The sequence below is a fragment of the Brevibacillus fluminis genome, assembly GCF_003710825.1.
GTDB classification, from domain to species: domain Bacteria; phylum Bacillota; class Bacilli; order Brevibacillales; family Brevibacillaceae; genus Brevibacillus_D; species Brevibacillus_D fluminis.
Genome location: NZ_RHHQ01000011.1, coordinates 32833 through 55665, shown reverse-complemented (window position 1 = coordinate 55665; position 22833 = coordinate 32833). Strand labels below are relative to the sequence as shown.

19 protein-coding genes and 1 riboswitch are annotated in these 22833 nt (G+C 41.5%); all 19 genes read right to left on the bottom strand.

Annotation, left to right across the window (positions count from 1 at the left end; translation table 11 throughout):
• Nucleotides 1-74: 74 nt before the first annotated feature.
• The 19 genes from mmuM to EDM56_RS13765 all read right to left on the bottom strand — a co-directional run bounded on the left by mmuM (nucleotide 75) and on the right by EDM56_RS13765 (nucleotide 22763).
• Complete coding sequence (gene mmuM / locus EDM56_RS13860) at nucleotides 75-1037, bottom strand: homocysteine S-methyltransferase (protein ID WP_122918501.1); 963 nt, start codon at nucleotides 1035-1037, stop codon at nucleotides 75-77.
• Nucleotides 1012-2421, bottom strand: a complete 1410-nt coding sequence (mmuP, locus tag EDM56_RS13855; RefSeq protein WP_122918500.1) for an S-methylmethionine permease — start codon at nucleotides 2419-2421, stop codon at nucleotides 1012-1014. The genes mmuM and mmuP overlap by 26 nt, the downstream gene beginning before the upstream one ends.
• Nucleotides 2422-2510: 89 nt before the next feature.
• A riboswitch (SAM riboswitch) is annotated at nucleotides 2511-2616 on the bottom strand.
• Between the two features lie 329 nt (nucleotides 2617-2945).
• Nucleotides 2946-3575 (bottom strand): DEAD/DEAH box helicase family protein, encoded by a 630-nt coding sequence (locus EDM56_RS13845; RefSeq protein WP_122918499.1) that lies wholly within the window; start codon nucleotides 3573-3575, stop codon nucleotides 2946-2948.
• A 775-nt stretch (nucleotides 3576-4350) separates the two neighbouring features.
• Complete coding sequence (locus EDM56_RS13840; protein WP_122918498.1) at nucleotides 4351-4656, bottom strand: helix-turn-helix domain-containing protein; 306 nt, start codon at nucleotides 4654-4656, stop codon at nucleotides 4351-4353.
• A gap of 624 nt (nucleotides 4657-5280) precedes the next feature.
• Nucleotides 5281-6747: a sodium:solute symporter family protein gene (locus EDM56_RS13835; RefSeq protein WP_122918497.1), complete on the bottom strand. Its 1467-nt coding sequence runs from the start codon at nucleotides 6745-6747 to the stop codon at nucleotides 5281-5283.
• The gene (locus EDM56_RS13830; protein WP_122918496.1) at nucleotides 6744-6944 is read right to left on the bottom strand and encodes a DUF3311 domain-containing protein; all 201 of its coding nucleotides are present in this window, start codon (nucleotides 6942-6944) and stop codon (nucleotides 6744-6746) included. Before EDM56_RS13830 ends, EDM56_RS13835 begins: the two co-directional genes overlap by 4 nt.
• 10 nt (nucleotides 6945-6954) lie before the next feature.
• Nucleotides 6955-8340: an amino acid permease gene (locus EDM56_RS13825; RefSeq protein ID WP_122918495.1), complete on the bottom strand. Its 1386-nt coding sequence runs from the start codon at nucleotides 8338-8340 to the stop codon at nucleotides 6955-6957.
• A 91-nt stretch (nucleotides 8341-8431) separates the two neighbouring features.
• Nucleotides 8432-9748, bottom strand: coding sequence for an ArgE/DapE family deacylase (locus EDM56_RS13820; RefSeq protein ID WP_122918494.1), 1317 nt, complete (start codon nucleotides 9746-9748; stop codon nucleotides 8432-8434).
• 319 nt (nucleotides 9749-10067) lie between these two features.
• A complete protein-coding gene (locus tag EDM56_RS13815; protein ID WP_122918493.1) occupies nucleotides 10068-10853 on the bottom strand; it encodes an enoyl-CoA hydratase-related protein in 786 nt (261 codons plus the stop codon).
• Between the two features lie 80 nt (nucleotides 10854-10933).
• Entirely contained in the window at nucleotides 10934-13012 is a 2079-nt protein-coding gene (locus EDM56_RS13810; RefSeq protein ID WP_122918492.1) for a (Fe-S)-binding protein, read from the bottom strand.
• Nucleotides 13013-13073: 61 nt separating this feature from the next.
• Entirely contained in the window at nucleotides 13074-14258 is a 1185-nt protein-coding gene (locus EDM56_RS13805; RefSeq protein ID WP_122918491.1) for a thiolase family protein, read from the bottom strand.
• Between the two features lie 102 nt (nucleotides 14259-14360).
• A complete protein-coding gene (locus EDM56_RS13800; protein WP_122918490.1) occupies nucleotides 14361-15344 on the bottom strand; it encodes an electron transfer flavoprotein subunit alpha/FixB family protein in 984 nt (327 codons plus the stop codon).
• Nucleotides 15345-15367: 23 nt separating this feature from the next.
• Nucleotides 15368-16132, bottom strand: coding sequence for an electron transfer flavoprotein subunit beta/FixA family protein (locus EDM56_RS13795; RefSeq protein ID WP_122918489.1), 765 nt, complete (start codon nucleotides 16130-16132; stop codon nucleotides 15368-15370).
• Nucleotides 16133-16183: 51 nt separating this feature from the next.
• A complete protein-coding gene (locus EDM56_RS13790) occupies nucleotides 16184-17548 on the bottom strand; it encodes an aspartate aminotransferase family protein (RefSeq protein WP_122918488.1) in 1365 nt (454 codons plus the stop codon).
• A gap of 21 nt (nucleotides 17549-17569) precedes the next feature.
• Complete coding sequence (locus EDM56_RS13785) at nucleotides 17570-18961, bottom strand: sigma-54 interaction domain-containing protein (RefSeq protein ID WP_122918487.1); 1392 nt, start codon at nucleotides 18959-18961, stop codon at nucleotides 17570-17572.
• A gap of 14 nt (nucleotides 18962-18975) precedes the next feature.
• Nucleotides 18976-19395 carry a MaoC/PaaZ C-terminal domain-containing protein gene (locus EDM56_RS13780; protein ID WP_122918486.1) on the bottom strand — a complete coding sequence of 140 codons (420 nt, stop codon included), beginning with the start codon at nucleotides 19393-19395 and terminating at the stop codon, nucleotides 18976-18978.
• A gap of 33 nt (nucleotides 19396-19428) precedes the next feature.
• Nucleotides 19429-20790: a phenylacetate--CoA ligase family protein gene (locus tag EDM56_RS13775; protein WP_122918485.1), complete on the bottom strand. Its 1362-nt coding sequence runs from the start codon at nucleotides 20788-20790 to the stop codon at nucleotides 19429-19431.
• Nucleotides 20791-20818: 28 nt separating this feature from the next.
• On the bottom strand, nucleotides 20819-21619 hold the full coding sequence (locus tag EDM56_RS13770; RefSeq protein ID WP_122918484.1) for an enoyl-CoA hydratase-related protein: 801 nt from the start codon (nucleotides 21617-21619) through the stop codon (nucleotides 20819-20821).
• Nucleotides 21620-21644: 25 nt separating this feature from the next.
• Complete coding sequence (locus EDM56_RS13765) at nucleotides 21645-22763, bottom strand: acyl-CoA dehydrogenase family protein (RefSeq protein ID WP_425456311.1); 1119 nt, start codon at nucleotides 22761-22763, stop codon at nucleotides 21645-21647.
• Nucleotides 22764-22833: the final 70 nt, after the last annotated feature.

Sequence of the window (22833 nt, the reverse complement as noted above, 5' to 3'; positions counted from 1 at the left end):
TGATAAAAAAGGCCAAAAGAAAAATCCCCCTCGTGTCTTCTGATTTCAGCTTGACAAAGATGAGGGGGGATGAATCAAATCCGGTTTTGGGAGTTCGACCGCCATTTCCGGGAGACTTGTTCAATTTGACGAGGAGTTGTTCGGCAGCATCCCCCAATTAAGCGTGCTCCCACTTGGTACCATTCCTCAGATTGAGAGTCGAGCCCGTTACATGCTTCGTTGCCGTGCCACGTTTTCGTTTCTGGATCATAGATTTCACCGGAGTTTGGATAGACAATAACCGGCTTTTCCGTATTGGCCTTCAATACTTTGACGGCCTCCGTAACAACAGATGATGGTGCACAATTGAGTCCAATGGCAACAATCTGCCGACTGTTCTCAAACACTTTTGCACACTCACTCAGCAAGGTGCCGTCACTAATGGCTTGCTCATTTCTCAAAGAAAACGACAGCCAGGCATATGCATGGGGGAAATCTTTCAATAACGAATCCAGTACTATGGCTTCCTGCAAAGAAGGAATGGTTTCAAATGCTAATAAATCAGCCCCTGCCTCAAGCAATGCGGCCATTCTGGGGCGATGAAAATCAGCTAAAGCTTCATCGGTCACACCATAGTTTCCGACATACTCGGAGCCATCTGCCAGGTAAGCTCCGTAAGGTCCAACGGAAGCAGCAACCAATGGCTTCGGCCTAACGTTTTGCATCTCTTCCTTCCAGAAATCGTCTCTTGCCCTTTTCGCAAGCATCACCGTATTCTTAATGACTTCCACAGCCTCTTGTTCGCTTAATCCATGCTTGATAAAACCATCAATGGTAGCCTGGTAGCTCGCTGTTATGGCGCAGTCCGCTCCCGCTTGAAAATAGTCAGTGTGAACCTGATAAATCACTTCCGGGTTCTCCAGCAATACTCGGGCTGACCATAGCGGATCGTTCAGGTCACATCCATGCTTTTCGAGCTCTGTGGCAAGCGCTCCATCCAGAATCATAAGGGGATGATCGCGTAAAATTGCTTCAATGGGATTGATTTTGGTTGACATACTTGACTCCTCTTTTCTTATATTTATTGGTTACATAATAGCTGCCGTAGCAAAACAAGATAAAGGGAATCCCACAATAGAGGGCAATTCGCTGAGTAGGATCAAATGCAATCCCGATGCACGAAGCCAGACATAAGACAAACGAAGCGATGGGTACCAGCGGATAGAATGGCGTCCGATAAACGAGGTCCTTTACGGAATGGCCTTCTTGGATGTACCGTTTGCGAAACAGATACTGAGAAAGACTAATGCTCATCCAAACGACAACCACTGCCAGGCCCGAAATGGATACCAGCACGATATACACGGTATCAGGTGCAATAATGCTGGAGAATAAAGCTAAGCCTCCGCCAAACATACTGAAAATAAGTGCATAAATAGGTACACCCCGCTTTGTTAATGTAAGGAAAATCGGCGAGATCATTTGTTTGTCAGCAAGTGACCAAAGCATTCTGGAAGACGCGTATAGTCCAGAGTTGGCGGCAGATAAAATAGCCGTTAAGATCACGAAGTTCATGATATCGGCTGCATAGGGGACTCCAATCCGCTCAAGAACAGCCACGAAGGGACTCTCTAAAACTCCCGCATCCGACATTGGCAATAATGCAGACAAGACAACGATGGTTCCTACAAAAAAGAAAATCAGCCTCCACAAGGTTATCCGAATGGCCTTGGGTATGGTTTTATCGGGATCTACTGTTTCTCCAGCTGCAATACCGATTAATTCTGTTCCTGAGAATGCAAAATTAACCGCAAGCATCGTCATGAGAATGGCTAAAGCACCGTTAGGAAAGAGACCTGCACTAATTACATTCGAGAAAAATGGAGCCGGTTGTGAATTCGTCATGGGAATCACACCTACTATTGCTCCTGCTCCTAACAAGACAAAAATAACAACCGCTATGACCTTGACCGACGAAAACCAGAATTCAGATTCCGCGAAAAATTTAACGGTTACTGCATTTAACACAAAGATGAGAGCAGCAAATGCAGCACTCCAGATCCAGACACTGATGGACGGAAACCATCGCTGCATTAATAATCCTGCGGCCGTAAATTCCGAACCCAATGCAACCGTCCAGGTAAGCCAGTACAGCCAGGCTACGGTATAGCCCGTACCGGGCCCAATGTATCTAGCTGCATAGCTATGGAATGCACCTGTTTCTGGCATGTGAACAGATAGTTCTCCTAAACAGAGCATGACGAGATAGACGACGAAAGCTCCAACAAGGTAAGACAGAATGGTTCCAAATGGCCCTGCCTGTTGAATGGTATACCCCGTGCTTAGAAATAATCCCGTTCCAATGACCCCGCCAAGCGATAGCATGACGACATGTCGTGCTTGCATTTTTCGTTGAAGTTCCCGTTTCCTCCCGTTCTCCATTCTTCCTCTCCTTTTTTCCCATCCAGAAAAACAAAAACGCACTCTATATACAGAGTGCGTTACCGACAAATAAAAACGTTCGCTCTACGCTCTTATCTATCAGGCTTTATCACCCGCTGGAATTAGCACAGTGTCATTTATAGACCCGCTGCTGAGGTTTCAAAGGGCCAGTCCCTCTACCTCTCTGGATAAGATATTAATTTTTTACAACTCTATCAATTCATGAAATGATTGTCAAGACACCTACGATAGGAATACTTCGATTTCCGCATGGCTTAATTTGTCCTATTTTTCTTGTAGAAAACATACGTTACAAATGAGGGGATACTTGGGGGTTGTATTTTGAGCGCGATTTATCAAGTCCTTATCTACGTCAGTCTTGCTTATGGGTATTTTTACTGGTTTATTTGGCGACGAAAGCAGCGAATCGATCACATGCAAGGCATGATGTGCACGATGACTGTCAGCATGATGATTGGCTTGATTGGTGGGCTGATTCTCGGAGATGTTTATAGGGGTGACCTTTATGTATCAACCATGTGGGGAATGCTTGCAGGAGCGTGCTTGCCATCATTTCTAAAAGGGATAGCTGTAAATTGTATGATGTTTTTACTTGAGAATTTGTCACGGAAAGAGGCCCATGTCGGAGCAGCAATATGGTGGGCTTCGTCTATAAAAAGATGAGAACAGGGTTCTGCAATTCTCTCCTGTAGTTCACCTGTAATCCCACCTGCAATGCTCATGGCAGTCACAACAACGTTACAACAATTAAAGAGGGCGTCCACCTCTTCAAGTGATTTTGGTTTGTGCATCAAGAGGCCGACAACGGGAAAAAGAGCAGTCTCTCCGATAACACCGAACCTTTTTAAGACGCCAAAAGAGATAAATTTTTCGGAGATCTGTGTTCTAAGAGGATCGGTGGGTACTACTACCAACAACTTGTTACATTGATTGGCAACAAGCAGACTGATCATTGTTTCTGTTTTACCTGTACCGGTCGGCATTACCACCGAGGCCGGTTTTTCCGAAAGTACCCAATGTGACATCACCGCGTGGATCGCGCCTATTTGAGGGGCTCTCAGCCCGTATTGAATGACTTCTCCATCCTTTGTTATTTCATATTTATAGTTAAAGTTATTGTCCCATGAACACAAAACTTTTTGATTTTCCTGATCAAGTTCATTCTCTTCATCTGTAAGGGATGGGTGCTTTATCCACTTTAATTGTGTATTTTCTGAAATGTCCTCGGAAATCTTAAGTACATAAGAAAACTGTTCTGGTACTCTTGCATTGTTCTTAATTACAAGAATTGTTTCAGTACGGTTTTTTCTAAGGTGTATCCACTTAACCTACCTTGCTTATACGTGAGTAAAGAAAATTCTCCGATTTCCCCAGGCACTAGGAGTTGTTTAACCATGTTTTGGTTTATTGTTCTATCGAACTTAAAGTAGGAAGTAAAGTGAGGCGAATTGTAGTCATTCGTAACATCCCTTCCTATATGCAATAAAGCACCTTAATAGTTCAAATGTATCACTTATTTACATATATTTGAAGGATTTTGACCCCATCTTATTTTTTGTCCATACCGCTACTGGGGCGTTTTGTGAACGATTGGTCCCCAACTTCAGTTATTTACTACCTGTAAAAAGTAGTTAAGTAACTATTAAGGCTTTCTCTAAAACTCATGCTTATTGTAAAAAAGTCTCTCCAAAAGGAGAGACTCTTTTACTCAAACTTTTTACGATACCCGGTTTTTCCAAGTCGTCTATTATCGGCTCATCGCCTTTTCATTGCAAAGTTCAGCCACGTTCAAATCCTTGAGTTCAGATACCGGCAATGGTACAGGTATGCAACTACCTACACTTTGAAAATCCTTCTCCACACAGAGAACGAGAAATGTGGATATTATTTTTTATATTTGATGCGATTTTATTTAAATTCAATAAATTCAGCAACCTCATTTTGACAATCTAAATCTAGTTCCCTTGTCTTTCTAAGCAGCTCATACTCATATTCTTTTAAATTCATACACTCGAAAGCTCCCATTACAAGCCAGTTCAAATCAATTTGAAAGTGCTTACTTAATTCATACAGAGTATCTATAGATGGTTTTAATTTTCCCTGCTCGATTTCACTCAATGTTCCTTGGCCTATACCTATCAAACCAGCAAATTCAGTTTGAATCATATTATTAATTTTGCGGATATGTTTTATTCTTTTCCCTATATTATCCATTTACAAACCCCTCTTCAACAAACTGACTATAGACAAAGAAGACCCCATAACGAGGACTTCTTTTAAGTGCAAATTTATTAAAGCAATTGTTTGCCTAGAGTTTATTAAAGCAATACCTTGCCGATACGGCAGATATATGGTTTAAGTCACATATTTTCAAGATCAAAATTGTGGATATGTATGGTGGAGGCGGGGGGATAATGGGAACTTCTATTTCCTTGACGCCTATCCTCCGCCGCCTTTTCAGCGGAAAGTTCCCATACGCTCCGTCGCTGCGCTCCTCCACGACCGAACCCATGGTGGTTCTCATCTACCGACCACCACCACTGATACATAAAAAAAAGCACCCACGAGGGGTGCAAATTTTTATGTATGGTGGAGGCGGGGGGGATGGTATCCTATATTGTACTGAAAACCTCCTATCCTCCCCTTCTACCATACATTGTGTTAATATGTTATAGCTTTAGGAATATCCCCCCTAACATGCCCAAATGCAATGATTGATTATTTCCTGACATACAATAGCCCCTCCATTTGGGAGATTGACCAAACAAAAGGAGCGCTCGATTATTTGAAGAATCGGTGCCCCGATATTTATGCCAAGGAAGGGTATAAGCCCTCTCTTTAGAGGTTGCTTGTTGTTGAAATCGCTGATTTTTTTGTCACCATACTTATTGCTAACATGATTGCGAAGTTCATGAAAAGCGCGATAATCCCCATATTGAGATCTTGAATCGCCTGTGGTAGTGAAGGAAACATAGTTCCAAGGGTTATTTTATTAACGGTGACAAAAGCTACTACCGTTACTCCAGAAATGATCCCGGCAAATACCCCTTGTTTGGTAACAAAGTTATTCTCCTTTAAACTAAGTAGAAGAGCTGGAAATAACTGAGTAACCAAACTGTAGCCCATTAAAAGCAGCGTTACGATGGTATCCCCTCCGGCAAGTGTAAAATATACCGAAATAAGCGAAACCACAGGCACAATAAATTTGGCGGCTGAAGCAACGCCCTTTTCTGAAGTTTCAGGAAATACAACATGGTATACGTTTTTCGCTAACAAAGTAGAGGCAGTTATGAGGATCATTGAAGCGGGTACAAGAGCAGCTAACAGCCCAGCTGAACCTATTATTCCAACAAACCAAGGATCGAACGTTTGAATTGATAGTTGCAATAAAGACTTATCTACTTCAGCCCCTTTTAATCCAGGCACCTGAAGAATCGCTGCAAATCCAACAAATATAGCAAAAAGCAATATGAGCTGATAGAGAGGCATTACAATTGCATTTTTACGAAACACTCTCTCCTCTTTCGCTGAGAAAATTGAGCCAAATGCATGCGGCCACATATAAAAACCAAGTGAAGTTAATAGTACTGTTGAGATAAACCAGGATTCACTCAGCCCTTTTTCAGGAAGAATCAGGAACCCTGGTTTCGCAGCATCAATGGCTTCGAACATAGGTTGGATTCCGCCGTAATAAAGAAAAGGTAAATAGATTCCAAGAAATACGACTACTGCTAAAATAAGAATATCTTTCACGATCGCAGTCCAAGCAGATCCGTGTATTCCAGAAATCATAACATACGATGTTACTGAAATAGCACCTATCCAAACGGCTGTCGTGGGAGATAAGGAACCATAGGAAGCTAATGATACAATAATCCCCAACCCTTTTAACTGTAGGATAAAATAGGGAATTATCGCTAATACAGCAACAAGTGAAACCACTACGCCTAATTTCGGACTTTTATATTTGCTTACGAAGAAATCAGCTTGTGACATACAATTATGTTTCTTAGCATATCTCCAGATGGCAGGTAGCAGCCAATAAGACATGATATAGGACAACGCAGCATAACTGATCACATAAAAGGTTGGCCCTCCTTTGCCATAAGCCCAACCACTACTTCCTAAAAAAGTAAACGTCGTGTATAATTCACCAGCCATTAGTAGGAAGACAACCAATGTCCCGAACGTGCGCCCACCAATCGACCATTGCTCAAGACTCATATCCTTTCCTCGTCTTGCTTGAATACCTAGGAAGATTGACAGGAACAATGTTAGCAATATGAGAATTAAGGCTATATTCATTTGATTTCCCCCTCATTATTTTTTGGGTCGAATTTAAAAATAATCGCCATGATAAACGAAGTAAGAACAACCCACATAACAATCCAGAATAAAATAAACGGCATTCCAAGCACATATGGGCTGACCCTATTGGCGAAGGGAGTTCCTACTAATACCCCGATGAAAGGGAGAAATGCTAGTATACCCATGTATCTCATAGTTAACCTCCTAAATATTGTTGTAAGCCTCTCCCTTTGAATTTACACGAATTTTCCGTCTTCTTATAAAATACGAAACGACAACAAAGATAGAAATGAACGTAGTCAAATAAAACTGGGAACGCATGGATTGATCAAAAAACATACCGATCAGAACGCTTACAATTCCCATCATTGTTAAATAGGTTAGATAAGGAAAACACCACATTTTCACTTTCAATGCCTGCGGATTTTCTCGCTCTGCTTTTTTGCGCATGATCAAATGTGAAAAAGCGATTGCAAGATAGACAAACAGCGCAATTCCGCCTGATGCATTCACGAGAAACAAGAATACTTTATCCGGTGAGACAAAATTGAAGATTACAGAAACATAAGCGAAAAACGTTCCAGCTAAGACGGCACGAACCGGCACACCGTTGCGGGATACCTTTGCAAATGCTTTTGGAGCATTTCCTTTTTGGGCCATCGCATACAACATTCGTGAGCTGGTGTATAAACCTGAATTTAAACAGGATAAAACGGCTGTCAAAACAATGAAATTCATAATTTGAGACGCTGCTGGTATGCCAACCATCTCAAAAACAGAAACAAACGGACTTTTTAGAAGCATGGCCGAATTCCATGGAAGAAGCGAAACAACGACTGCAATGGAGCCAATATAGAAAACCAGAAGACGCCAAACCACGCTATTCAAAGCAATACTGATGGCCTTTTGAGGCTGTGCAGATTCCCCAGCCGCTATTGCGGCAATTTCTGTTCCTACGAAAGAAAAGAACGTGATCACAACTCCCATAAGAACAGACGATATTCCGTTTGGCATAAACCCTCCCGCACCAGTCAGATTAGACATTCCTGGTGATTTTACGCCTGGGATCAATCCGAATAGAATAGCAACACCCAAACCTAAAAATAAAATGATCGTTACCACTTTAACCAAAGCAAGCCAGTATTCGAATTCAGCAAATAATTTCACTGAGTAAACATTTGTAAGCGTCAATAAAATCGTTAACGTTAAACTTAACATCCAGATTGGCACATCGGGAAACCAATATTGAAGAATGCCGGCTCCGGCAATGGCTTCAATGGCAATAACGATCACCCAAAAGAACCAGTATAACCAACCTATCGAAAATCCCGCCCAAGGGCCAATCGCTTCGTGTGCATAGGTGGAAAACGATCCGCTAGCGACATTCATCGAAGCCATTTCTCCCAGCATTCGCATGACAAGAACAACCATCAATGACGCCAGAATGTATGACACGATCGCTGCCGGACCAGCCGAATGAATCACGGCTCCGCTTCCTACAAACAGCCCTGCTCCGATGACCCCGCCAATGGATATCATGGTTATATGTCGTATCGTTAGTCCTTTTTTCAAATCGTAATTTTGTTGCATGGTAATCCCTCCTCGAAAGAATACCCCCCCTGCCTGATTTCAATAAATGAGCTCCTTCCTTCATTCAGGGGGAAATTTTTAATAGAAGCTTTTATTTGCACGATTCTTCTTGAATTAGATTATTCCATTCCAATGTGGTCATAATTAAAACCTTTGTTACTTCGTAAAGGGATGCTAATTCAACGTATTCATCTGGTCCGTGTAAGCGAGCCCCACATGGTCCATATAGCATAGAAGGGATATTATTTTTGGCATAAAAGGCTGCGTCACTCACCGCCGTGAAGCCTTTATAGGTAGGATCTATCCCAAACGTTTTCTGACTGGTAGCGGCGGCTGCAACAAGTCTATGATCGATCGGTGTATTAACAGGTGGAAAACTTACTCCATGAACTCCCCATTCGATCTCTGGAGGGCATTCTTTCAACCAGCTATCTGAATAGCACACACAACGAATAAATTCTTCAAACTGTTTTTTAATCTCTTCCGGATCTTCATCGGGTAAATATTTTAATGCAAACTCCATTACACAGTGGTCTGGAACAATGGCAGGATTTGAAACGGTTTCCGGATACCCATCTTTATTTCCAGCACCAGCTAACATAACGCCCGGATTAATCGTTGTAATTCCCGGGGGTAAGAGAGGATGATATTTATTTAGTCCCCAATCTCTTTCCAACTCCATAATCGCTTGCAGAATCTTCAGCGATTTTTCAATAACATTTACTCCTGTACGTTGATATCCAGGATAGATGTGGCTATAACGCCATCCTGAGTGTGCATTATTACCTTTTACTCTTAACCGAAGCCAGTACAAGCCCCCTTCAACAGGGGTCAATACTGCATCGGTTGGTTCCGTAACAATTACTCCACCACCCGTGTATCCACGATTTAAAGCAGATCGAGTTCCTGAGCCGCCACCTTCTTCATCTACAACAATGTGGAGTTGTAAATCGTGATTTAATTGAATGCCGTGGTCAACCATAAATTTTGAAACCATAATATTACTAGCAACACCTGCCTTCATATCAAGAGTTCCTCTGCCAAATAGTTTTCCATCGTAAATTTGAGCCTTCCAAGGGTCTGTCGTCCACTGACTTAAATCTCCTGCTGGCACAACATCGATATGTCCATTAAGTATTAATGAATTTTCACTCGTTTTTCCTTTTAGTGTAGCTACGACATTCGGCTGATTATCATAGACATCCCATTTATCAACACGTAACCCCAAAGATAGCAAGTAATCCTTCAAAAACTCTTGAAGTTGATCGCTTTCACTCGAACTCGCTGAATTCAAAAATTTAGGGTTTATGCTTTTAAATCCAACCATTTCTTTTAGTAAGCCAACCATGTGTTCCTGATTCTTGCGCATCCATTCGTTAACCATCTCACTACACTGAAATTTGTTCATTCCATATGCCTCCTTTTCATTTCCTTGTTTGTTAAATTTGAAGCGTTTCCATAATAGCAATCTCAGAAAGTACTCTCCTTTCCTTGTATCATCAAAAGGATATTCATCATGTTATTATTGCAATTATCATGCTCAACCTTTTCAAGATCTACTTTTAAACCAAAAAGCATCGCGCATAAGGAAAGTACTTCGAAAAAGTAATGAAATCGTAATTTTTTTCGCATCTTTGCGAATCATATCTGCAAAGAAAATTGTATTGATGCTGCGAATCCAAATAAAAAAACGTCCTCTATGAAAGGACGTTGATGTGTGAAATCATTTATTCACCTACAAATACCGGCTTTCTTTTATTCTTAAAGGCCTCAAGAGCTTCTTTCCTATCTCTTGTCGGAATGATCACTTCGTATGCATTTGCTTCAACATCCAAACCTGATTGAAGATCGACATGATACCCCGAATGGATCGCATACTTCGCTTGATATACAGCAAGTGGAGCATTAGTGGTAATTTCAGCGGCAAAATCAAAACATTGTTCATATAAATCTTCAACAGTATGCTCTAAGCCGTTAAGAAATCCAGAACTTACCCCTTCCCACGCTGACATCTTACGAGCGGTTAAGATCCATTCTTTTGCCTTGGAAACTCCAACAATTCTTGATAATCGCTGAGTACCTCCTGCACCAGGAATAATGCCTAAACTTACTTCAGGAAGTCCAAACTGCGCTGTTGAAATCGCAAACCGAAAGTCACAGGCGAGCGCTAACTCGAACCCTCCTCCAAAAGCATATCCGTTAATCGCTGCAATTGTTGGCTGTCGCAATTTTTCTAAAGCAGTAAAAACATCCCTTATCTTCTTCACATTTCGGCGAACTTGTTGGTCATTTAATGTGAGCCTCTCCTTCAAATCAGCGCCTGCACTAAAAGCTCTCCCTTCTCCCGTCACTAAAACGACCCTTATCTCCTTATAACTTTGATCAATCTCTTTGATCAGGGTATCTAATTGATTCAAGAGTTCATAATTAAGGGCATTGAGTTGATCTGGTCGATTTAACGTAATGACTGCAACATGCTCTTTCTTCTCGAACAAGAGCGGTTGATTAGACAATGAAAACCACACCCTTAAACAATATTTTCACATAGGAATACCAGGAAATTCACCTGCAAGTTGTCTCAGAAAATGTATTTCTAAATGACTTCCGCTAAAATCTCAGCGATATCTTTAGACTTAACCTTTTGTTCGGCTTCTTTGCTTTTTAATCCATCGCCTATCATCGTAAGACAATACGGACATGCGCTTGCAATTACCGTGGGGTTCACTTCGAGAGCCTGTTCCGCACGAGCGACATTCATGCGTGACCCCTCATGTTCTTCCATCCACATCATTCCTCCTCCTGCTCCACAGCACATGCTATCACAGCCGCTTCGTTTCATTTCCAAAATCTCTACCCCTGGAATGGCCTTTAGGACATCTCGCGGAACATCATAAATTTCATTGTAGCGGCCCAAATAGCATGAATCATGGAAAGTAATACGTTCATTTAATGTCTGGGTCGGTTTGATTCTTCCATCTTGTATCCACTTTGCCAACAATTCAGAATGATGATAGATCTCAGCTTGAAGCCCAAAATCAGGATACTCATGTTTGAAGGTGTTGAATGCATGGGGATCGCAAGTCACGATTTTTTTTACGCCATAGGACTGAAACAATACGATGTTTTCTTGTGCCAGTTGTTGAAATAAAAATTCGTTCCCTATCCGTCGAGCGGTATCACCTGAATTCTTCTCTTCAGTGCCGAGTATGGCAAATTTAACCCCGGCTTTGCTCATAATCTTGATGAACGACTGTGTAATCTTCATACTGCGATTATCATAAGAACCCATGGAACCAACCCAAAACAAATACTCAAAGTCATCGGTTTCTTGAACAATCGGAACTTTATATTCTCCGTGCAGTCCCTCGACCCAGATGGCTCGGTCCCTGCGATTCATTCCCCACGGATTACCTTGGCGTTCGATATTATTTAGTGCACGTTGAGCTTCAGCAGGAACCTTTCCCTCGGTTAATACCAAATACCGACGCATATCAATGATTTTGTCTACATGCTCGTTCATTACTGGGCATTGGTCCTCACAATTACGACACGTTGTGCAAGCCCACAATTCTTGTTCCGTAATGACATCACCAATTAATTGATCTATCTTTGTGATCCCTCCAGCATATTCATTCGTGGCCGCAACCTCATCCGTTGCATCATGAACATTTGGAAGGGCTGAACCAGTGCTTTTCGGAGGCATGAAACTTGGCATCCATGGCGTTCGCGAAGTAATGGCAGATCCCTTATCTGTAAGGTGATCTCTCATTTTTACAATTAACTCCATAGGGTTTAATTGCTTACCTGTTCCTGATGCTGGACACATGCTGGTACAGCGACCACACTCTACACATGCGTATAAATCAATTAGTTGCGTTTGTGTAAAATCTTCAATTTTTCCCGTTCCAAATTCATCTTTTGTTTCATCTTCAAAATCAATGGCAGATAGCTTCCCCGGTGGTTCCAACTTTTTAAACCATACATTGAAAGGGGCAAAGATCAAATGTGCATGCTTTGATTGAGGTACATAAATAGCAAAGGCCAATAAAATGATTAAGTGGCTCCACCAAGTCAGAAAAAATAACCCTGCAGCCATGGGTTGGCTTAAATTACTAAAAGCAAGAACAATCATAGAAGAAATTGGCGCATACATAGATGGAGGTTTTGACAAACATAATTGTTCAAAGGCTAAACTAAACAGAACCGACATCATGAGTAAAGACAGGAAAATTAAGACGAATCCCGCTTTTAAACCACGTTTTAGTCGTCGTAATTTTTCTATGTATCGCCGATAAAACGCATAACTAACAGCAAGAAATACGAAAAATGAAGTTAATTCTTGAACGAGACTAAAATATTTGTGAGCATCTCCAAATGGGAGTTCGTACCCTTTAATAAGACCTTTAAGGATTAGCTCTACAGCCCCAAATTGAAGTATGATAAACCCATAAAACATGACAACATGCATAGCACCGCTTTTACGATCTTTCAGTAATTTCTTTTGAAATACGACATTAGATAAGATTAATTTGAATCTGGCATAAAAATCTTTTCTTCCTTGCTCTTTTCTTCCGAGTCGTATAAACAAATATCTGCTGTACACAACATGAAAAAACATCCACAACCCGAAAACCATGAATAATGCAAACAAAATAAAGTTTATCTGACTCATAAATGACAGGTCTGCTCCACTCCTTTTTGTTTTCTTACCAAGGTTGTCTGTTTCATTTCATTTACAAACGTTCCAGTAATACGGCCATCCCCTGACCGCCACCTACGCAAAGGGTAGCAATCCCATATCGCTCTTTACGTCTGCCCATTTCGTAAATGAGGGTTGTGATAATTCTAGCCCCAGTTGCCCCTAATGGATGCCCTAATGCGATTGCACCTCCATTCACATTTACCCTATTTTCATCCAACTTTAATTCACGTATGACAGCCAAAGCTTGTGCAGAAAAAGCTTCATTGAGTTCAATCAATCCAATTTCAGAACGGTTCTTATTTGTGCGCTGCAATAATTTTTTTACTGCCGGAACGGGGCCAATGCCCATCATTTCTGGTGAAACACCAGCAGTTGCCCAATCTACAATTCTTGCCAAGGGTTGTAGTTGTAACTCTTTTGCTTTATCCGCTGACATAATAACCAGGGCAGCGGCACCATCATTCCGACCACACGCATTACCCGCGGTCACAGATCCATTTTTTTTAAAAGCCGGCCGTAGTTGAGCGAGCTTATCTTTTGTTGTTTCAGGACGGGGATGCTCATCTTTATCAAAGCGATAAGTTCGATATTTTTCTTTTATTTCAACCGGCACAATTTCTTCTACGAAATTACCATCTCGGATTGCACGATCTGCCTTTTGTTGGCTCTTAAAAGCAAATAGATCCTGGTCTTCCCGACTAATTTGGAATTGATCCGCCACATTTTCAGCTGTCATACCCATCCCCAAGTCTGTTCCGTAGATCTCCACAGGTTGTTGTCCATTCTCCAGATTTGAGTCTACAAGATGAGGAGTTCCTTCTCCATAGCGTGAGTTACGCAAATAGATAGGGGCATTGCTCATGTTTTCAGTACCGCCAACGATAACGATTTGGGCATGGTTTCCTTCAATTTGCTGGGTACCTGAAACCAATGCCTGCATACCAGAAGCGCACAAGCGGTTTACTGTGAAAGCTGGAGTACTCACAGGAATTCCCGCTAAGAGTGCGGCTACTCGTGCTACGTTTGATGACATGGACGACTGCCTTACTTCACCCAATATCACTTCATCGACTTGCTCTGGGGTAATAGTTGCTCTTCGAATTGCCTCCTTCATGACCAAAGCTGCAAGAGTACTTGAATTTATCGATTTTAAAGTGCCTCCAAGACGACCAATCGGTGTTCGAACAGCACTTACAATTACAATCTCCTTGTTCATTTTAGACACTCTCCGTTAACCAAATGTTAGTACTGTAAGGTTGATGAATCCCGGGATACAGATTCACCAACCTCCAAAAATCTTCAAATCATTTACCTGTATCTATTTGGCCACTCCCTTAAGCTTACTTTCTCTGATCTCCTCCATTAACAAAGGAATGACTTCAAACAAGTCCCCCACAATGCCATAGTCTGCTACTTGAAAGATAGGAGCTTCAGGGTCTTTATTTATGGCTACTATAATTTTTGAATTGGACATTCCCGCTAAATGCTGAATGGCTCCTGAAATTCCGCAAGCAATGTACAATTCTGGAGTAACGACCTTCCCTGTTTGCCCAATCTGCAACGCGTAGTCACACATGCCTGCATCACATGCGCCGCGTGATGCACCAACAGCTCCTCCAAACAGCTCAGCGAATTTATCCAATAATCGAAATCCTTCCGCGTTTTTGACACCTCGACCTCCTGAGACAATAATTTTTGCCTCGTTAAGGTCAATACTCCCGGTGACTTTTCGAAGAACCTCCTTTACATGAGTTCTTGGTGGATCAACCTGGGCTTGGTATTCTATTCTCTCTGCCGAACGACCTGTCTTAACAAAATCAAGGGGGATATTGTTAGGACGAATCGTGGCAAAAATTTTACCATCTATTACTTTTCTTTTCTGAAATGCTTTTCCCGAATAGATGGGACGTACAAAAAACACTTCATTTTCGCTCAGTCCAAGATCTGTACAATCTGAAACAAGTCCTAGCTCTAATCGAGATGCTACCCTCGGTGCCATATCTTTACCCACGGAAGTATGGCCCATAAGAATAGCATCAGGATTAAATTCCTTTACTACTTCAGAAAATGCCTGTACATATGCATCCGTTGTATAGATAGCCAAATTAGGGTGGTTAACTGTTACTACTTTATCTGCCCCATAATGGGCCAGTGGTTCAACTGAATCGACTTCAGGATTAAAAATAGCTGCGATTACAACTCCATCTTGAGCGATCTTCCTTGCAGCATTCAGTACTTCTAAAGAAACTTTTCGAACCCCACCTTCTCTTGCTTCAACAAAAACTAAAACATTTTTGCTCATTTTTTCTACCTCATTTTCGTTTGTTAAATCACTTTTACTTCTTCCTGTAGGAAAGCGGTCAACTCTTTTACTTGTTGCAAGAGTTCGCCTCCCAAGATTTTTCCAGCTTTCTTTTTATTAGGCAAATATTGCTCTGTAATGATCGTCTTGGCTTTCATCTGATCTAATGTAATTTCCAAATCATTCACCGATACGTGCTGGATTGGCTTTTTCTTTGCCTTCATTAGCCCGGGAAGAGAAGGATAGCGTGGTTCGTTTAACCCTTGCTGGGTTGTTAATAGAATGGGAAGATGGCTCTCGATTATTTCTGTGTCCCCTTCGGCGTCCTTTTCAACAAGGACTTTATTACCGTCGATCAGCAACTTCGTAATGGTCAAAATATGAGGAATACCTAACTCCTCGGCTAAACGCGCACCAATTTGAGCAGATCCGTTGTCAATCGACATACAACCGCAAAGGATCAGTTCATATGTCTCTTTTTCGGCAATAGCGGCAAGCACTTTTGAAACAGTAAATTCATCTCCCTCACTTGTCTCATCATCAATGACGATCGCTTTATCCGCACCCATGGCAAGAGCAGTACGGATGGCCTCTTCCGTATAATGTCCCATGGCGATGACAGTGATCTCTCCCCCGAAGGTCTCCTTCAATACGACTGCTTCTTCTATCGCATATTCATCATAGGGATTCAGGATGAACGTAACCCCTTGGTCGCTGATTTTCCCGTTATCAATCGTGATTTTCTCCTCTGTATCAAAGGTTTGTTTAATGAATACCAAAATTTTCATGATATGATTACTCCTCATTCTGCCAGTGATTCATAACGATTTTTTGCCACACTATTGTTCCAAAATAACGTCTTTTACGATCGTTACTAGATGCTGCAGTTCATCATCCGAAATAGATAATGGTGGTGCAAGAAGGATCACATTGTTTAAGCCAGGTACAGTATCACTATTTTTCCCTACAATCAGACCTTTGGATCTGCACATGTTTACGACTTTTACCATTCTTTCCAAAGATGCTGGCTCTTTTGTTTCTTTATTCTCAACCAGTTCGATGCCCATAAATAATCCCAGGTTGCGGATGTCTCCAACATTGGGATGACCCTCAATGGACTTTAGATCTTCTCTTAATCTTTCTCCTAACATTTGTGCACGCAGAATGAGATTTTCATTTTCGATAATCTCCAAATTCTTTAGCGCTAGTGCACAAGCAGCAGGATTCCCGCCAAATGTACTGACATGACGAAGGTGGCTATACTCATTCGATCCTTTAAAGGATTCATATATATCTTTTCTCACAGCGGTTGCAGAGAGCGGAAGGTACCCACTGGTAAGACCCTTCGCCATGCTGATCATGTCGGGCTTTACACCAAAATGCATATGTCCGAATGGCTTACCCGTACGCCCAAACCCACAAATCACCTCGTCAAAAATTAAGAGTATTCCGTATTTTCCACAAATTTCTTGTACAGTTTTCAGATAGATGGGATGAGGGATAATCGCTCCTCCACCAGTTATCGCTGGTTCCATGATAATCCCGGCGATCGTTTCTTTCCCTTCCCGATGAATGACCGTTTCAATATCTCGTGCACATTGGAGATTAAATTCTTCTATAGACAATCCTTCTGGTCTCCGATAACTATCTGGTGGTTGAACATGGATAAATCCTGGAGCAAGGGGTTCGTATTTATATTTACGTTGGAACTGCCCCGTCGCAGCCAGAGCTCCCATCGTACTTCCATGGTATCCTCGATATCTGGAAATAAACTTGAATCGATTCGGATTTCCTGTCTGTTCGTGATACTGACGCGCAACCTTAAAAGCCGTTTCATTCGCATCTGAACCACTATTGGCAAAGAAAATAACATATTCATCTTCAAGCCATTCGTTTAGTTTATTGGCCAACTCGATTGCCGGCACATGGCTATTGATCATGGAAGCAAAAGATACTTGTTTTAACTGTTCGTATGCAACTTGCGCAAGTTCTTCCCTTCCATAGCCTACATTCACACAGTAAAGACCTGACAAACCATCAAGATATTTATTACCGTGAATATCTGTTATACAGGAACCCTTTGTTTCCTTTATTACCATGGGATAAGCATTGTCATTGTATGGAGAAATATGATGCCATATATACTTCCGATCAAGTTCTAACAGTTCTTTCGTGGTACGTGTGGTACGAAGTCCTTCCGCCATATAAATCTCCTCCACCTTTCATCACTTAAGGTTATATTTGGATAATTTACGATACAAACTGGCTATGTGAATGTCTAATATTTGAGCAGCTAACATTTTATCTCCATTCGCTTTTTCCAGTGCTTTGCGTATTGCTTCAGCTTCAGCCCTGTGCACTTCCTTCTGAATCTTGCCAACTGAATTCTCGTTACTTTCAGAACCAGGATATTCACTTTTACGATGAATATCCTTTTCATCATTTAATTCACCTGCATCACTATAGTCTGTAAACATATGAAAAGCTTCAGAAGTCAAGTTGCTGCCTTCTGCCACATGCATGGCCCTTTCCACGGAATGTTGCAGCTCACGGACATTACCAGGCCACTGATATTGAACTAACCATTCTTGCAAATCGGGATCGATGGAAATCACATTGAGACCCAACTTGTCATTAAAGCGTCTTATAAACTCATAGGTGATCGGTAAAATATCTTCTTTTCTTTCTCTCAAAGGAGGTAGTTTCAATTCAAAAATGTGTATTCGGTAATATAAATCCTGTCTGAATTTACCTTCTTTGACTAACTGTTTCAAATCACGATTGGTTGCAGCAATCACTCGAATGTCAACTGATTTGATTCCACTACCACCAACTCGCTCGACTTCACGTTCCTGTAAAACCCGTAACAATTTCCCTTGCATCGGAAAAGGAAGTTCCGATATTTCGTCCAGGAATAAAGTTCCTTGCTGAGCAAGTTCAATTTTCCCCGCTTTCCCTTCTCTTCGTGCGCCGCTAAAAGCTCCCCCTTCATATCCAAATAATTCAGATTCAAACAGTTCAGGGGGAATCGCTGCACAGTTGATCGGGACAAATGGGCCATTTCTTCTTTGGCTAATATCATGGATTCCTTGGGCAAACAATTCCTTTCCCGTTCCACTTTCCCCGGTCAGCAGGATCGTTGAATTGCTCTTGGCAATCTTTGCAGCAAGTTCAAGAACTTTGGCCATCGCTCGACTGGATCCGATAATTTGGTCAAATCGGTAACTGTTAGAATACGCGGGTTGAATTTTCTTTCTGTAATTTTTCGAATGCAAAAATGCTAAAAGTGATTCAGAACTAATGTCGTCCGCACGGAGGATCACTTGGCAAAGGGCACTTTTTTCTGCGCCCTCTTCTTCCAAAGGTAAAATATGAGCAATACATGTCTTCTCTTGAATGACAAGAACGATCGAATATTCAGGATTTCCATTTTGTATTACTTTTTTTATAGGGTCGATACTGCATAGTAAGGAAGCCGATGATCCAAGCAATTTTTCAGCCTTCACACTAAACGCTCTGCAAAACTCTTGGCTAACATAAGTCAATTCACCGAGCTTATTCACTTTGAAATAACCTAAATCATATAAATCATGGGTTAATTTCTTTGTGTTGTTCACCTTATCTCACCTATCTATTCTTCTGTAAGAACGAAAATTAGAACCTGACCCGTTACTACTTCCTTACCATCTTGGTTATAGCAAGTGATTTTCTCGGTTATCCATCTCCTCTTATAGTCAATATCAATGATTTGTAGTTCCGCCGTAACAGAATCCCCGACAAAAACAGGGTGATGGAAAATAAGTTCTTTTTGCAACACTGCTGCGGGAGTACCAGGTAATTTCTTGGTTATCACCTCAGAAACTAAACCTTCTGTTAAGATTCCTGGAACAAATGGCCGTCCAAACTTTGTTTTTTCAATCAACTCTTGATTGGTGAAAACCGGGTTGTTATCACCGGTTAAGGTAATATACAGGGTAACATCTTCCTGGGTAAAAGTTCGTTGCATGACATCACTTTGACCAATGAAAAATTCAGCTAATATGGTTTGCATACCCAAAACTCCTGTCACTAAAGGTTGACTTCACTATTTCATTTCCTTCGTGTTAATCCTTTCAATTAACGGGACTTTCTGAGCACCAGGCGGCTCCAAACTTCCAGCGGGTACAAAATTCACGATTGTATTGATGGCCAAAGCAGCTTTCATTTTTAGCTCGATTTCCTTTTTCAATCCATCCAATAAGCTGGATTCAAGTCCTTCTGCATACTCGACCTTTATGTGTAGAGGATTTTGAGTGCTATGTCCTTCAAAGTCTACAAGTATTCGCATTTGGCCAGTTGTCATTGGTTGGAATTGCAAAATACAGTCTTTAACAGCGCTTGGGAATACATTAATTCCGCGAACGATTAGCATATCGTCTGATCGTCCAAGGCTTTTTATCTTAAAAGATGTTCGTCCACAACTGCATGAGGTAGCAATAATGCGAACCAAGTCACTACTTCTATACTTCAAAAGAGGTGAGCATTGACGATCTATCGCTGAATAAACAAGTTCCCCCTCGACTCCTGGTTCAATAGGTAAAAATTCTCCTGATTCCGGATGGATCAATTGAGGGAGTAAATAACCTTGTCCACAAAAGTGCATCCCATCCTTCTCTTCACACTCCCCCCAGTACGTACTGCCGAAATCAGCCCCTCCCATCATATCCCTAACATCGGCTCCCCAAAGATTCTCCAACTTTGTTCTGAAAGCTGGAATAGCACCTCCGGGTTCACCCCCAACGGATATTTTTCGGATGGACAGTTCTCGGGCAGGAATCCCTAATACATCTTCACACCGTTCACCTAAATACATGATGAAATTAGGCGTTCCGACGATGGCATCCGGGCTTAGATCTTGGATCATTTGCAACATTTTAGCGACCCCTACTTCGGCGCCAATCGGGATTTCACAGACATCCATATGCTGTAAAATCTGAACCATTACTAATCCACCCACAAAACCTTTGGACATCGAAAAGGCATGTACAGCCCAGTCACCAGGCCTAAAACCATTGGCATACATGGCACGAGCTCCCATTTCACTCCACACATGAACATCGTGTTTCGTTGCTCCTACGTAGGCAGGCTTGCCTGTTGTTCCCGATGTTGCTTGGATTTGAATCACTCGGTCCCGAGGTACTGCACGGTGAAGACCAAGGATTTCTTTTTGTAAGCTTTCTCTCACTTCCGCTTTTATTGTATATGGAATTTTATTCAGATCTTTCGCTTCAAGGATGTGTTCCGGGCGAACACCAGCCTCTTTAAACTTGCCTTGATAAAAAATAGAGTTTTCGTATAAATAATGGACTTGCTGCTGTAGTTTCCGATTGGTTAACTGCTCAATTTCGCTCCAAGGTTTGCCTTCAATTTCGTTCCAATATGACGTACTGGATGATTCTTTAAACATTCAGCTTGCCTCCTAAACGACTAAATATTCAATTTTTTCGTTTGCGAAATTTACGAAAATTGGCAGGGCGCTTTTGAAGGAAGGACTCATATCCTTCTTTTGATTCTAGCGTATCATAATAAAGAGCCAGTGCACTCATACCTAACTGTGAAATACCTTCAATATTGGACGAATCTGCATTAATTGAATATTTCGCCACTTTTAAGGCTGTCGGACTTTTATCCAAGATTTCCTCACACCATTGATATGTCTCTTCAAGAAGTTTTTCATGTGGAACTACTTTGTTGACAAGCCCCATTTTTTCGGCTTCGGTAGCTGTATATTGTTTACATAAATACCATATTTCACGTGCCTTCTTTTCACCTACTACTCTCGCGAGATACGCTGTTCCAAAACCTGGATCAACACTACCGAATTTTGGCCCTACTTGACCAAAAATCGCTTTTTCAGATGCAATCGTAAGATCACAAACAACGTGAATGACATGTCCTCCGCCTATGGCATAACCATTCACTGCAGCAATAACAGGCTTGGGTATTCTCCGAATGATCATATGAAGGTCTTCAACATCCAGGCCAATATCACTACGACTCGTTCCACTGTATCCCCCCATATCTTTTGATTTTTGATCCCCACCCGTACAAAACGCTTTTTCACCGGTTCCAGTGACCACGACCACGCCAATTTCACGGTCAATCCAGGCATCTTCAAAAGCTGAAATCATTTCATGAATGGTTTCGGCTCTAAAAGCATTCATAACTTCAGGACGGTTAATGGCAATCGTAGCGATACCCTTTTCTTTTTTATAAATAATGTCGTGGAAGTTCATACTAGATTCTCCTCTATAAAAATGTTTAAATGATTTTCTTTGCTAATTGGGCTGCAATAATATTTTTCTGAATTTCAGAGGTGCCTTCATAAATTCTTGTGATCCTCGCATCACGATAAAAGCGTTCAATTGGATATTCTGAAATAAACCCTACCCCGCCGTGTATTTGAACTGCTTTATCTGCCACACGACCATAAACCTCCGAACCAAACAACTTAACCATGGCAGCCTCTTTGATCACATTCATTCCTCGATCCGCCATCCACGCTACCCTAAAGGTAAGCCAGCGAAGAGCTTCAATTTCCATCGCCATTTCCGCAATATAATGTTGAATAATTTGCTGGTCCAAGATTGGCTTTCCAAATTGTTTACGTTCTGATGCATATTTAATCGAGCAATCTAAAAGATATTGGCACGATCCAAGATTTCTTGCAGCAAGTCCAGCTCGCCCATTGGCTAGTATTTTTAAAGCATTGATATAGCCCATCCCTTCTTCTCCCAGGACATTATCGATTGGCACTTCCATATCGTCAAAGTAAAGTTGAGCAGTCTTCGAACCATGTAACCCCATCTTCTTTTCCACACTGCCAACCTTAAATCCAGGAAAATCTTTTTCTACAATAAAAGATGTTATTCCTTTCGTCCCTTTCGTAGGGTCTGTCATAGCCATTATGGTAAAAACATGTGCAATCGGGGCATTTGTGCAGTAAATTTTTTGACCATTGATAACGTATTTATCACCCCTTTTTACAGCCGTTGTCTTTTGAAGGGTTGCATCAGAACCCGCTTGCGGCTCCGTTAGCGCAAAGGCACCAATCCATTCTCCAGAGGCCATTTTAGGAAGATAACGTTTTTTTTGATGTTCATTTGCAAGCTCTACAATTCCTACACTTCCAATCCCATTATGCGCCCCAATCACCGTTGTATAACCATTAATGGTTTTTCCGATCTCTTCAAAAATGGCACATTTTCCAACCATGTTAAGACCTAAACCACCATATTCTTCAGGAATGCTCAAACCAAACAGCCCAATCTCCTTCGATTTATTCATAATTTCCAGGGGGACTTCATCCTGTTCTTCTATTTCCATGGCGTACGGCTCTACTTCATGCTGTACAAAGTCACTTACCAACCGCTTCAACATTTTCAAATCATCAGGAAACTCAAAATCCACAACATTCCACCCCTTTTTTGATCATGTTAGAAAGTGAAAT